At 67.4% G+C, this 12,507-nt stretch carries 12 protein-coding genes; 8 read left to right on the plus strand and 4 right to left on the minus strand.

All coding sequences use genetic code 11. The features are described from left to right. The first annotated feature begins 13 nt into the window (after positions 1-13). From B447_RS09305 to B447_RS09330, 6 genes are all read left to right on the plus strand, one after another. Positions 14-2,092 carry a M3 family metallopeptidase gene (locus B447_RS09305; RefSeq protein WP_002938981.1) on the plus strand — a complete coding sequence of 693 codons (2,079 nt, stop codon included), beginning with the start codon at positions 14-16 and terminating at the stop codon, positions 2,090-2,092. Between the two features lie 94 nt (positions 2,093-2,186). Beyond that, positions 2,187-2,471, plus strand: a complete 285-nt coding sequence (locus B447_RS09310; protein WP_002938982.1) for a type II toxin-antitoxin system HigB family toxin — start codon at positions 2,187-2,189, stop codon at positions 2,469-2,471. Further along, a complete protein-coding gene (locus B447_RS09315) occupies positions 2,468-2,875 on the plus strand; it encodes a helix-turn-helix domain-containing protein (protein WP_002929475.1) in 408 nt (135 codons plus the stop codon). Before B447_RS09310 ends, B447_RS09315 begins: the two co-directional genes overlap by 4 nt. Before the next feature lie 112 nt (positions 2,876-2,987). Then, a complete protein-coding gene (gene xth / locus B447_RS09320; protein ID WP_002938983.1) occupies positions 2,988-3,752 on the plus strand; it encodes an exodeoxyribonuclease III in 765 nt (254 codons plus the stop codon). Positions 3,753-3,756: 4 nt separating this feature from the next. After that, positions 3,757-4,446 (plus strand): Crp/Fnr family transcriptional regulator, encoded by a 690-nt coding sequence (locus B447_RS09325; protein WP_002938984.1) that lies wholly within the window; start codon positions 3,757-3,759, stop codon positions 4,444-4,446. Positions 4,447-4,583: 137 nt separating this feature from the next. Beyond that, positions 4,584-4,775 carry a YgaP family membrane protein gene (locus tag B447_RS09330; RefSeq protein ID WP_002929486.1) on the plus strand — a complete coding sequence of 64 codons (192 nt, stop codon included), beginning with the start codon at positions 4,584-4,586 and terminating at the stop codon, positions 4,773-4,775. 79 nt (positions 4,776-4,854) lie between these two features. On the opposite strand, the gene rsmA is transcribed toward B447_RS09330, so the two are convergent. Genes rsmA through B447_RS09350 form a run of 4 tightly spaced genes read right to left on the minus strand, consistent with a single transcriptional unit; the run spans position 4,855 to position 10,417 of the window. Further along, positions 4,855-5,670, minus strand: coding sequence for a 16S rRNA (adenine(1518)-N(6)/adenine(1519)-N(6))-dimethyltransferase RsmA (rsmA, locus tag B447_RS09335; RefSeq protein ID WP_002938985.1), 816 nt, complete (start codon positions 5,668-5,670; stop codon positions 4,855-4,857). Positions 5,671-5,704: 34 nt separating this feature from the next. Then, positions 5,705-6,715, minus strand: coding sequence for a 4-hydroxythreonine-4-phosphate dehydrogenase PdxA (gene pdxA / locus B447_RS09340; protein ID WP_002938986.1), 1,011 nt, complete (start codon positions 6,713-6,715; stop codon positions 5,705-5,707). Next, a complete protein-coding gene (locus tag B447_RS09345; RefSeq protein ID WP_002938988.1) occupies positions 6,712-8,028 on the minus strand; it encodes a peptidylprolyl isomerase in 1,317 nt (438 codons plus the stop codon). The genes pdxA and B447_RS09345 overlap by 4 nt, the downstream gene beginning before the upstream one ends. Before the next feature lie 46 nt (positions 8,029-8,074). After that, the gene (locus B447_RS09350) at positions 8,075-10,417 is read right to left on the minus strand and encodes an LPS-assembly protein LptD (protein WP_002929491.1); all 2,343 of its coding nucleotides are present in this window, start codon (positions 10,415-10,417) and stop codon (positions 8,075-8,077) included. Between the two features lie 326 nt (positions 10,418-10,743). On the opposite strand from B447_RS09350, the gene B447_RS09355 reads away from it, so the two are divergent. Then, positions 10,744-11,784 (plus strand): aminoglycoside phosphotransferase family protein, encoded by a 1,041-nt coding sequence (locus B447_RS09355; protein WP_002938997.1) that lies wholly within the window; start codon positions 10,744-10,746, stop codon positions 11,782-11,784. A gap of 17 nt (positions 11,785-11,801) precedes the next feature. Then, the gene (gene murU / locus B447_RS09360; protein ID WP_002938998.1) at positions 11,802-12,494 is read left to right on the plus strand and encodes an N-acetylmuramate alpha-1-phosphate uridylyltransferase MurU; all 693 of its coding nucleotides are present in this window, start codon (positions 11,802-11,804) and stop codon (positions 12,492-12,494) included. Positions 12,495-12,507 lie beyond the last annotated feature (13 nt).

Raw genomic sequence — 12,507 nt, forward strand, 5'->3', positions numbered from 1 at the left:
GCCCCCGATTCCCATGCAGAACGACAGCACCGCAGCCAATCCTCTCCTCGATTTCTCCGCGATGCCGCGCTTCGAGGACATCAAGCCCGAACATGTCGAGCCTGCCATCCGCAGTCTGATCGACGAGAACCGCGCGCTGATCGAGCGCCTCACCGCCGAGCCGGGCACTCCCACCTGGGACGGCTTCGTCAGCCCGATGGACGAGGCCGGCGAGCGCCTCGGCCGCGCCTGGGGCGTGGTCGGCCACCTGCACAGCGTGTTCGACGTACCCGAGTGGCGCGAGGCCTATAACGCGATGTTGCCCGAGATCTCGCGCTTCTACGCCGAGGTCGGTCAGAACCTGGCGCTGTTCGAGAAGTACAAGGCACTGCACGACAGCCCCGAGTTCGCCACCCTGTCGCCGGTGCGCCAGCGCATCCTCGGGCACGGGCTGCGCGACTTCCGCCTCTCCGGCGCCGAACTGCCCGATGACCAGAAGCCCCGCTTCCAGGAAATCCAGGAAGAGCAGTCCCAGCTCGCAGCCAAGTTCTCCGAGAACCTGCTCGACGCCACCAACGCCCACGCCGAGTGGGTCAGCGACGAGGCAGGCCTTGCCGGGATCCCGGACGATGCCCGCCAGGCCGCCCGCGCCGCAGCCGAGGCCGAGGGCAAGCCGGGCTGGAAGTTCACCCTGCAGATGCCCTCCTATCTGCCGGTGCTGCAGTACGCCGACGACCGCGAACTGCGTGCGCGCATGTACCGCGCCTACGCCACCCGCGCTTCCGAGCTGGGTAAGCCCGAGCTCGACAACGGCCCGCTGATCGGACGCATCCTTGCGCTGCGCGATGAAGAGGCCCGCATGCTCGGCTATCGCAACTTCGCCGAGGTGTCGCTGGTTCCCAAGATGGCCGACACGCCGGAACAGGTGCTCGGCTTCCTGCGCGACCTCGCCGCCAAGGCCAAGCCCTTTGCCGAGAAGGACCTGGAAGAGCTCAAGGCCTTCGCCAGGGCCGAGCTCGGCCTCGATACGCTCGAACCCTGGGACGTGGCCTACGCCTCCGAGAAACTCCGCCAAGCGCGCTACGCCTATTCCGACCAGGAGGTGAAGCAATACTTCCCCGAGCCCAAGGTGCTCGACGGCCTGTTCGGCGTGATCCGCGCGCTGTATCGCGTCGACATCCTGCCCGACGAGGCGCCCACCTGGGATCCGGACGTGCGCTTCTTCCGCATCGAGAAGGAAGGCGAGCTGGTGGGGCACTTCTACCTCGACCTGCACGCGCGCAGCACCAAGCGCGGCGGCGCATGGATGGATTCGGCGCGCAGCCGCCACCGCAACACCTGGGGCAGCGACACGCCGGTGGCCTACCTGGTGTGCAACTTCCCCGGCCCGGTCGGCGGCAAACCGGCCACCTTCACCCACGACGACGTGCTCACCCTGTTCCACGAGTGCGGCCACGGCCTGCACCACCTGCTCACCCAGGTGGACGAACTGGCGGTATCCGGTATCCACGGCGTGGAATGGGACGCGGTCGAACTGCCCAGCCAGTTCATGGAGAACTTCTGCTGGGAATGGGACGTACTGCAGGGCATGACCGCCCACGTCGACACCGGCGCGCCGCTGCCGCGCGCACTCTACGACAAGATGATCGCCGCCAAGAACTTCCAGAGCGGCATGCAGACCGTGCGCCAGCTCGAGTTTTCGATTTTCGACCTGCGCCTGCACGGCGAGGTGGATGCCTCCTCGGGTCCCGTCCCGATCGAGCGCGTCATGGCCCTGCTCGACGAAGTACGCCGCGAAGTGGCAGTGATGATCCCGCCCGCCTGGCACCGCTTCCCGCACAGCTTCTCGCACATCTTCGCCGGCGGCTACGCGGCCGGCTACTACAGCTACAAGTGGGCCGAGGTACTGTCGGCCGACGCCTTCGAGGCCTTCGAGGAAGCCGGCGCGGGCAAGGGCAGTCTGCTCGACCCCGAGACCGGCGAACGCTTCTGGCGTGAGATCCTCGCCGTCGGCGGCAGCCGACCGGCGCTCGACTCCTTCAAGGCCTTCCGCGGTCGCGAGCCCAGGGTCGACGCGCTGCTGCGCCACAGCGGGATGGTGGCGCAGGCATGAAGGCCGGAAGCGGAGGTTCAGGCATATCGACCCGGTGAGCAAGCACCACTATCGCAACTTGCAATAAATAGCAAGTTGCGATACTCTTGCATTGATGAAACTGATCTCGAACAAGGCGCTGCGAGACTTCTCTATACGCCATCCCGATGCCGAGGCGCCCCTGCAAGCCTTTCGGCAGCTGATCGAGAAAGGCCACTACCCGCACTTCGCAGCCTTGCGCGCCACGTTTCGTGGTGTCGACAAGGTCGGCGGGCGCTATGTGTTCAACATCGGCGGTAACAAGTATCGCCTGATCGCGGCAATCGCCTTCGAGCCCCAGTTGGTCTGGGTGAAGGCCGTGCTCACGCACGCCGACTACGACGAAGGAGACTGGAAATGAGCGTCACGGACGTCCTCGCCCCCTGGGCCGCCATCAACGACGCCCTCGGCTTGTCCGCACCGATCCGCGACGAAGCGCATTACGCCGAGCTGCTGGCCTTCGTCGACGAAGCCTTCGAGCAGTTCGGCGAAAACGAGGCGCACCCGATCTTCGGCCTAGTCTCGATCGTGGCCGACCGGATCTGCGAGTATGAAGCGCGCGTCCATCCCTGGCCGGCGTTGCCGCCGTCCGAGCTGCTGCGCGAATTGATGGCCGAGCACGGCATCCGCCAAAGTGACCTGCCCGAGGTTGGCACGCAGTCGGTCGTTTCCGAGATCCTGGCAGGCAAACGGGGGCTCAACCTGCGTCAGGTCAAGGCCCTATCGGAGCGCTTCAAGGTCCCGATGGAAGTGTTCTCCGCCTGAGGCAAATGGCTTCGAGGATGCTCGAAGCCAGGTCTCTCCCCATCGCCCTTCGGCATCGCCCTCGGGTCCGACGACCCTCTGGCACTCCCCAGTTCAATACCAAAAGGCTTGCATGAAGATCGCCACCTGGAATGTCAATTCGCTGAAGGTCCGCCTGCCGCATGTCCTCGACTGGCTGGCGGCAAACAAGCCCGACGCGCTGTGCCTGCAGGAACTCAAGCTCGAAGACAAGGCCTTCCCGGTCGCTGATCTGGAGGCCGCCGGCTACCACGCCGTCTTCATCGGCCAGAAGACCTACAACGGCGTCGCCATCCTCAGCCCGCAGCCGATCGACGAGACGACGGTGGTGCGCAACATCCCCGGCTTCGAGGACGAGCAGAAGCGCATCATCGCCGCCACCATCAACGGCGTGCGCGTGGTATGCGGCTACTTTCCCAACGGCCAGGCGGTGGGTTCGGACAAGTTCGAGTACAAGCTGCGCTGGCTCGCCGCGCTGACCGAATGGTTGCGCGAGGAGCTGAAGACGCACGAGCGCCTGGTGCTGGCGGGCGACTTCAACATCGCCCCCGAGGACCGCGACGCCCATCCGGAGTGGAAGGACGAGATCCACGTGTCGGAGCCCGAGCGCGCCGCCTTCCGCGCGCTGCAGGACCTTGGCCTGATCGACGCCTTCCGCCTCTTCGAGCAGCCCGAGCGCGCATTCTCGTGGTGGGACTACCGGATGATGGCCTTCCGCCGCAATTTCGGCCTCCGTATCGACCACCTGCTGGTGTCGCCCGCGCTGCGGGAGGCCTGCCGCAGTTGCGCGGTGGACAAGGAGCCGCGCCGGCTGGAGCGGCCTTCGGACCATGCGCCGGTGGTGCTGGAACTGGCCTGAACCGATGAGCACCAGCCCATCCCCGACCACAGCCGCCCAGCTCGACGCACGCTACCCGGTCCTGGCCGAGCTCTCTGCGCCCGCGCGCGCGCAATTGCTGCGGAGCGCGCAATGGATGCGCGTGCCTGCAGGGGCGATGCTGTTCGACGATCGCCAGGCCTGCGAGGGCTTCCCCTTCGTGGTCGAGGGCTCGGTGCGGGTAAGCAAGTGCGCACCCAACGGGCGCGAGCTTCCGCTCTATCGCGTTGGCCCGGGCGAGACCTGCATCATCTCGTCGTCCTGCCTGCTCGGCCACGAGGACTACAACGCGCGCGGTGTCACCGAGGCCGACACCGAGCTGATGCTGCTGCCCAAGCCGGTGTTCGACGCCATGCTGGGTGAGCGCGCCTTCCGCGACTTCGTCTTCCACCTCTTCGCCGAGCGCATCGCCGACCTCATGCAGCTGATCGAGGAGGTCGCCTTCCGCAAGCTCGACCAGCGCCTGGCCGCCCTGCTGCTCGGCAAGGGCCGCACGATCCACACCACGCATCAGCACCTCGCCGACGAACTTGGCAGCGTGCGCGAGATCGTGAGCCGCTTGCTGAAGGGACTCGCCGAACAGGGCCTGGTACGCCTGGGGCGCGAGCAGATCGAGATACTCGACGCGACGGGACTGCGCAGGCTGGCAGCGGACGGCTCCGCCAAGCCGGGGTGATGCGGACTGGATACGGGCACCTTGGCCACGTGGGTCTGTCGCATGGAAGTGGGCGCTATGTAACCTCGGTTACAGACCGGGGTCATGCGCCCGTGGTCCAATGACGCCACTCACCCATCTGCAGCAAGGAGAACCTCATGAAGACGAACGTTGGCGGCATCGACAAGATCCTGCGCATCCTGGTCGGCATCGCGCTGATCGCCTGGGCCCTGTTCGGCGGGCCGGTGTGGGCCTGGATCGGTATCCTGCCGCTGGCTACCGGCCTGATGGGCTGGTGCCCGGCCTACACGCTGATCGGCCTCAACACCTGCCCGCTCAGCAAGAAGTAATCGACTTCGCAACACATCAGAAAGCCGGGGTAACCCGGCTTTTTTCATTGCGCAGGCGCAGCGCGGCGGCGCTGCGGTCTCAGCCCCTCGCGCTGCAGTGATTGGCGATGGCGACGAACTGCGCCACCGACAGCCGCTCCCCGCGCAGGCTGCCATCGATGCCCAGGGCCTCGAAGTCGGCGTCGCCTACGAAGTCGCGCAGCGTGTTCTTGAGCGTCTTGCGGCGCTGACCGAAGGCCGCAGTGACGATGCGGCCGAGCAGCGCCTCGTCCTGTGCACCGAGCTGATCGACAGGCAGCGGCGCCATGCGCACGATGCTCGACATCACCTTCGGCGCCGGCCGGAACGCGCCTGGCGGCACGTCGAACAAGCGTCCCATGCGGAAGCGGTACTGCAGCATTACCGAAAGCCGGCCGTACTCCTCGGTGCCCGGCTCGGCCACCATGCGCATCACCACCTCCTTCTGCAGCATGAAGGTCATGTCCCTGACGCGATCGGCAAAGCCGGCGAGGTGGAACAGGATGGGCGTCGAAATGTTGTACGGCAGGTTACCGACGATGCGCAGCGCGGGCCCCGCATCTGCGGCAAGCCCGGCACACAGGCTACCGAAGTCGAACTTGAGCGCATCACCCTCGTGCACCGTGATCTGCGCAGGTGTGTAGCGCTCATGCAGGCGGGCGATGAGGTCGCGGTCGATCTCGACCACGTGCAGATGGCCCAGACGCTCGATCAGCGGTGCAGTCATCGCGCCCAGTCCGGGGCCGATCTCGACCATCAGGTCGCCGGCCTGCGGGCGGATGCCGTCGATGATCTTGCGGATGATGTTGGGGTCGGACAGGAAATTCTGGCCGAAACGCTTGCGGGCACGGTGGCCGTCGGTCTCGTGGTCGTGCATGTCTCTTCTCTTGCGGCCCGGCGCGTGGCGCGGGTCAGGCAGCCGCGCGCGCCGCCACCATGGCAGTCGCGAGTTCAACGGCGGCAAAAAGGCTGCCCGCGTCGGCGCGGCCACTGCCGGCCAGGTCGAGTGCAGTGCCATGGTCCACCGAAGTGCGGATGATCGGCAGTCCCAGGGTCACATTGACGCCGCCGCCGAAGCTGGCGTGCTTGAGCACAGGCAGGCCTTGGTCGTGGTACATCGCCAGCACCGCATCGCCACGCTCGAGCGTGTGCGGCACGAACAAGGTGTCTGCCGGCAAGGGGCCGACCAGGTGCATGCCCTCGCCGCGCAGGCGGGCCAGCACCGGCTCGATGACCTCGATCTCTTCGCGCCCCATGTGCCCACCCTCACCCGCGTGCGGGTTGAGCCCAGCAACCAGGACGCGCGGGCTGGCGATGCCAAAGTGACGGACGAGGTCGCTGTGCACGATGCGCAGCGTCTGCTCGAGCAGGTCGGGGGTAATCGCCGCCGGCACTGCGGCCAGCGGCAGGTGGGTGGTTGCGAGCGCGACGCGCAGGCCACCACCGACCAGCATCATCACCACACGCGGCGTGCCGGTATGCTCGGCGAGGTATTCGGTGTGGCCACTGAACGGCAGGGAGTCGTGCGCACCCAGCCCCTCGCAGATCACGCCTTTATGCACCGGGGCGGTGACCATGGCGGCGAACTCGCCCTGCACGCAGCCGGCAATCGCGCGGTCGAGCAGCGCCAGCACATGAGCCGCATTGGCCGGGTCGAGGGCGCCGGCGCGCGCGGGACGGGCAAGCGGCAGGTGCAGTACATCGAGCGTGCCGGCCACTGCCGCCTCGTCGGCACGGAAGGGGCGCAGCACGACCCGGACCCCTGCCATCGCGGCCCGCTCACGGATGAGTTCGATGTCGCCAAGCACCACGAGGCGCGCCGACCACGACCGCTCGGCCAGTCGTGCGCACAGCTCGGGCCCGACGCCGGCCGGCTCGCCGCTGGTGACGGCGATCAGGGGCGCGGAGTGTGCCAGTGTCACTCGCGCTCCAGGCGAAGCTCGACGTAGGTACTGTCGCGCAACTGGCGCAGCCAGTCCTCGTAGCCTTCCTCGGCCTTGCGCTCGCGCAAGGCCATGCGTGCTGCATTGCGCTTGCGCTCGTCGGTGACGTCCTGCACGCGGCGCTCCACGACCTGGATCAAGTGCCAGCCGAAGGGCGAGCGCACCGGTGCGCTCACCTCGCCCGGCTGCAGCGCATTCATCGCACGCTCGAACTCGGGCACGGTGTCGCCCGGGTTCAGCCAGCCCAGGTCGCCACCGCTGGCGGCGGAAAGATCGGCCGAGTTGGCCTTGGCCAGATCACCGAAGTCGGCACCATTGACCACGCGCTCGCGCAACGCGAGCAGGCGAGCCTCGGCCTCGGCGTCATCGAGCACCTCGGAGGTGCGCACCAGGATATGGCGTGCGCGCGTCTGTTCAAGCTGTTGTGCGGTATCGATGCCACCGCCGCGCCGATCGACCAGGCGGACGATGTGAAGCCCCGCCGCGCTGCGCAGCACTGGCGAGGTCTCGCCCGGGCTCATGCCGCGAACCGCATCGGCGAACAGCGCCGGCAGGCGGTCCAGCGGGCGCCAGCCGAGCTCGCCCCCCGACAGGCCATCGGGCGAGTCCGACATCTCGGCCGCCACACGGCCGAAATCCTCGCCCGAGCGCAGGCGTACAAGCGCCTGCTCGGCACGGGCACGCACCACCTCCACCTGCTGTGGCGAGGCGCCTTCCGGCGTACGCAGCAGAATGTGGGCGACGGCGAACTCCTGACCCGAGAAGGCGTCCGGGTTGTTGGCGATGAAATTGTCGATCTCGGCGTCGGTGACCACGATGCGGCTATCGACCTCGCGTTCGCGCAGGCGGGTGAGCAGGATCTCGGTGCGGATCTCGTCGCGGAAACGGCCCCAGGCGACACCGTCGGCGTCGAGCGCCGCACGCAACTGTTCCATCGACATGTTGTTGTTGCCGGCGATGCGCTCGATCGCGCGTTCGAGCGTGGTGTCGTCCACCCGCAGCGCGGTCTCTTCGGCCAGCTGCACCTGCGCACGCTCGACGATCAGGCGCTCGAGCAGCTGGCGCTCGAGGACTTCCATGGGCGGCAGCTCGACGCCCTGGCGGCGCAGCTGGCGCTCGGCCTGTTCCACGCGGGCGCGTAGCTGCAAGGCGGTGATGACCTCGTTATTGACGACCGCGATGATGCGATCGACCTCGACCGCACGCGTCTGCGCATGGGCCGGCAAGGCCAGGCCAGCCGCGGCGAGGGTGACGACGAGGGCGCTACGGGTGCGGGAAATTAGGCGATTCATGGTCATTTGCAATGGGGTTCGCATGTACTGGCAGGGGCTGCGGCGCTCAATCGACGCCGAAGACGCGGTCCGCCGAAGAGTCGTTGATCTTGCCATAGCCGGGCACGCTGCGCTTGATCAGGCTGACCGGATTCGAGCCGATGCTGGCAAGGTCGTTGAGCTCGAGCTGCAGGAAGACGGCCTTGGTCACGTCGCTCTCGTCGATCGCGAAGCGGTGCATCGCAATCCGGAATGCCCAGCAGCCGCCGTTGTATTCCAGCCCGCCGATGGCTTCGGTCACGCGGTTGTCCTTGAGCGAATGCGTCACCCGGCCCACGCCATACCAGCCCCGCCCAAGCGGCCACTGGCCGGAGACGTCGACGTCCTCGAGGCCGACGATGCTGTCGGCAATGCGCAGGCTGGGCGCATAGCGGTAGCTCAGGTTGAGCACCTTGGCGAAATCCGGCTGGTAACGGACGCTGGCATTGATGCGTTCGCTGCGCCCGCTGTCGGTGTTGTACTGCACATAGGAATCGACCGAGACCGTGCGCGTGACACGCCCGCCGATGCCCGCAAGCAGTTCGGCCCCCTGCCCCGAGGGACGCAGGGTGTCGCCCGAGTTCAGCGACACCTTCTGATCGGAGAAGTAGTAGCGCTGGCCGACCACCGCCCGCAGGCGCTCGATGCCGGTATCGGACTCGATCAGGCGCGTGCTTACCGCGGCGGTCAGGTCGTTGGCGTCGCCGATGCGGTCGCTGCCGGAGAAGCGGTTCTCGGAGAACAGCTGCGCGAAGCCGACGTCGAAGCGGCTGGTGTCGAACAGCGGGATCTCGTCCTGCTTGCGGCTGGGCACGCGCAGGTAATAGAGCCGTGGCTCGAGCGTCTGCAGGTAATCACCGCCGAACAGGTTCGTGTCACGCTCGAAGAAGAGGCCGGAATCGACCGAAACGATGGGCAGCGAGCGGGTCACCGAGGTCTTCATGCCAGCATCCGCTGGCGAGCGGTCGATGTCGTAGCTGGTGTAGTGCAGGCCAGCCTTTGGCGTCACGAACCAGGCGGCTCCCGTCATGGGCAGCGAGACCTGGGGATAGGCGGTGAAGCGCCTCGCCTCGTCGCGGTCACGCCGTGCATCCTCGTGCGCGAAATGCACGTACTCGGTATTGAGTACCGCGCTCACGCCGCCGGGAAGGTCTGCGCGTGCGGCATCGAGGCGCAGTTGCGGCAGGCGGCGATACGGCGACCTGTTCCTCGATTCAGGATCGGGGCTGAGCGTCTGGTAGCTCTGCGCCAGCGCCGATGCCGTCCACCAGCCGCCGGTATAGATCAGACGCCCCTCGCGCAGCAGGTTGACCCGGGACGCAACACCGATGCGGGAGGACAGATCCTCGAAATAACTGTCGTCGGATACCGCATTGAGGTCCACCGTGCCATACAGGTTGGGCGCAATGCGGTGCTGGTGCTGCAGCGCACCCAGACGGCGCTCCTCGCCGGTGACGTTATCCTTGGGCATCCACTCGACCCGGCTCGTACCCTGGTAGTCCTCGCCCAGGTAGCGGAACTCGCCGCCCAGCTGCAGGCCGCGCCGGCTCATGATGCGGGGCGCGAGCGTGGCGTCGTAGTTGGGCGCCAAGTTGAAATAGTAGGGCTGCGTGAAGTCGACACCGGTCTTGTTGGACGACCCGAAGGTCGGCGGCAGCAGGCCGGACTGGCGTTGGCCATTGAGCGGAAACTCGGCCCACGGCATCCAGAACAAGGGCACGTCCATGAACACCACCGACCCACCACGAGCAGTGCCCACCTCGCGGTCATAGTCGAGTTGCAGGTCGCGCGCCTTGATGTACCAGTCGGGGTCATTGGCGCGGCAGGTCGTCCACGTGGCGTTCTCGAGCCTGTACTGGTTCTCGCCCTCCAGACGCAGCAGGTCGGCGGCACCACTGCCGGCCACCGGGCGCGCCTCGCCACCCGCCTCACGCGGCCCCTGCTCGCGCGACAGCACGTAACGCGGCGATTCGAAACTGCCCACCTGGTCGCCGACGACCAGGGTCGCACGGGGCCCCTCGATACGATCCTGACCACGCAGCATCACCACGTTACCCTCGGCCAGCACCTCGTCGGTCGGCTCGCGGTACGTGACACGATCTGCCGTGAGCAACACATCGTCGCGCTGCAGTTCGGCCTCGCCCTCGGCGACCAGTTCGATGCCACGCGCTCCCAGGATGCGCAGCGCGCTGACCGCGGTCGTTCCGGCAGGCAGCTTCGCCACCGCGCCCAGCGGCACCGTGGCAGCGGCGGGTGCATCCGCGGGCTGAGCCTGGCGCGCGCGCGGGGTCTCGGCCTGCTCGGGCGCGACGGCTTGCGTCTGCGGCACGGCGGCAGGCAGGCTACGTTCTTCCACCGTCACCTGCGGCACCGTTGCACTTGCCTGGCCTGCAGCCGGACTCGGAGCCTGTGGGCGAGCCTCGACCGGAGCAGGCCGCTGCGTATCCGTAGCAGGTACGGGCGCCACCACACGAGCGGGCGCTGGACGCAGAAGGTCGGGCGAGACCAGAAGCGGCGGTAGCCCTTGGGCGAAGGTTGCTCCGGACATGCCGAGCAACAACAGTGGAATCAGACGAATGCGCGTATTCGGAGCCATCAAGCCCAAGCCTTCCCGTCGTTCGCAATGTGCGGCAGCCCACCCGAACCAGCGTATTGATAAACTCATGGATTGTACACGAACCCCCACGGAGAACCCGCTTGCAACGTCTAGAACAGCTAAGGACCTGGCTTGCCGACGCCCAGCCCGGACGTGACTTCGAACTCGAGCCCGCCTCGGCCGACGCCAGCTTCCGCCGCTACTTCCGCGCCCGCTTTGCCGACGGCGGGCCCACGCGCATCGTCATGGACGCCCCGCCCGCCCAGGAAGACGTGCGCCCCTGGCTGCACGTTGCCGAGTTGTTCCGCAGCGCGGGCGCCCATGTGCCCGAGGTGCTCGCCCAGGATCTCGAGCGCGGCTTCCTGCTCCTCTCCGACCTCGGCTCCACCACCTACCTGGCCGCGCTGCAGCGCTCGGCGGGCGAGGCGCCGGACTGCCCGCGCGCAGCCCATCTCTACGCCGACGCACTCGGTGCACTTGCAGCGATCCAGTGCGCCAGCCGCCCCGGCGTGCTGCCGGTATACGACCGCAGCCTGCTCCTGCGCGAGATGCAGCTCTTCCCCGAGTGGTATGTGGCTCGCCACAAGGGCATCAGCCTGAGCGAGGCCGAGGCCGCCATACTCGACGAGACCTTCGAGAAGATCCTCGCGGTCAACCTCGCCGAGCCCCAGGTGTTCGTGCATCGCGACTTTCACTCGCGCAACCTGATGCTGCTCGAGCCCACCGCCGGCCTCGGCGCCAACCCGGGCGTCATCGACTTCCAGGACGCGGTGTACGGCCCGATCAGCTACGACCTGGCGTCCTTGTTCAAGGACGCCTACATACGCTGGGACGAAGAGTTCATCCTCGACATGCTGATCCGCTACTGGGAAGCAGCGAAAAAACTCGGCCTGCCCGTACGCGCCGAGTTCGCCGACTTCCACCGCGACTTCGAATGGATGGGCGTGCAGCGCCACATCAAGGTCCTCGGCATCTTCGCCCGCCTCTACCACCGTGACGGCAAGGACGGCTACCTCGCCGACATGCCGCTGGTGATGGACTACCTGCGCCGCGCCTGCAAGCGCTGGCGCGACCTCGGCCCGCTGCTCAAGCTGCTCGACCGCCTCGAGCCCGAAGACGTCCAGATCGGCTACACCTTCTGATGGCAAGCACCCGAGCCATGATCCTCGCCGCCGGCCGCGGCGAGCGCATGCGCCCACTCACCGATCACACGCCCAAGCCGCTGCTGGCGGTGGGTGGCAAACCGCTGATCGTCTGGCACATCGAGCGTTTGCGCGCCGCCGGTTTCACCGAACTGGTGATCAACCACGCCCATCTGGGCTTCCGCCTCGAGGACGCGCTGGGCGACGGCGCGGCCTTCGGCGTGCGCATCGCCTGGTCGCCGGAAGCCGCTGCGCTCGAAACCGCCGGTGGAATCCGCCATGCGCTGCCGCTACTGGGCGATGCGCCCTTCGTCGTGGTCAATGGCGACGTCTTCTGCGACGCCGACCTCGCCGCCCTGCGCGCGGCCGCCCGGCGCCTGGATGGCGACGGTGCGCTCGCCCACCTGCTGCTCGTCGACAACCCGGCACACCACCCGGACGGCGACTTCCATCTCGACGGTAACGGCCTTATCCATGACGACTGCGCACCACGCCTGACCTTCGCCGGCCTGGGCGCCTACCACCCCGCGCTGTTCGCCGGCCTGCCCGACCCCGAACCAGCCAAGCTCGGGCCGCTCCTGCGCAGCGCCATGCACATCGGGCGCGTCCGCGGCGAGCACCACCGCGGACGCTGGATCGACGTCGGCACCCCTGAGCGGCTGGCAGAACTGGATCGCGAGCTCCTCACCACTGGACAGCGCCACGCTTGACCCCCCCCCCCCC

This window comes from Thauera sp. 27, assembly GCF_000310125.2.
GTDB classification, from domain to species: domain Bacteria; phylum Pseudomonadota; class Gammaproteobacteria; order Burkholderiales; family Rhodocyclaceae; genus Thauera; species Thauera mechernichensis.

Bases quoted from the DNA above. Each gene is read 5' to 3' on its own strand.
- B447_RS09305 (WP_002938981.1), top strand. From the start codon at position 14: ATGCAGAACGACAGCACCGCAGCCAATCCTCTCCTCGATTTCTCCGCG.
- B447_RS09310 (WP_002938982.1), top strand. From the start codon at position 2,187: ATGAAACTGATCTCGAACAAGGCGCTGCGAGACTTCTCTATACGCCAT.
- B447_RS09315 (WP_002929475.1), top strand. From the start codon at position 2,468: ATGAGCGTCACGGACGTCCTCGCCCCCTGGGCCGCCATCAACGACGCC.
- xth (WP_002938983.1), top strand. From the start codon at position 2,988: ATGAAGATCGCCACCTGGAATGTCAATTCGCTGAAGGTCCGCCTGCCG.
- B447_RS09325 (WP_002938984.1), top strand. From the start codon at position 3,757: ATGAGCACCAGCCCATCCCCGACCACAGCCGCCCAGCTCGACGCACGC.
- B447_RS09330 (WP_002929486.1), top strand. From the start codon at position 4,584: ATGAAGACGAACGTTGGCGGCATCGACAAGATCCTGCGCATCCTGGTC.
- rsmA (WP_002938985.1), bottom strand. From the start codon at position 5,670: ATGCACGACCACGAGACCGACGGCCACCGTGCCCGCAAGCGTTTCGGC.
- B447_RS09345 (WP_002938988.1), bottom strand. From the start codon at position 8,028: ATGAATCGCCTAATTTCCCGCACCCGTAGCGCCCTCGTCGTCACCCTC.
- murU (WP_002938998.1), top strand. From the start codon at position 11,802: ATGATCCTCGCCGCCGGCCGCGGCGAGCGCATGCGCCCACTCACCGAT.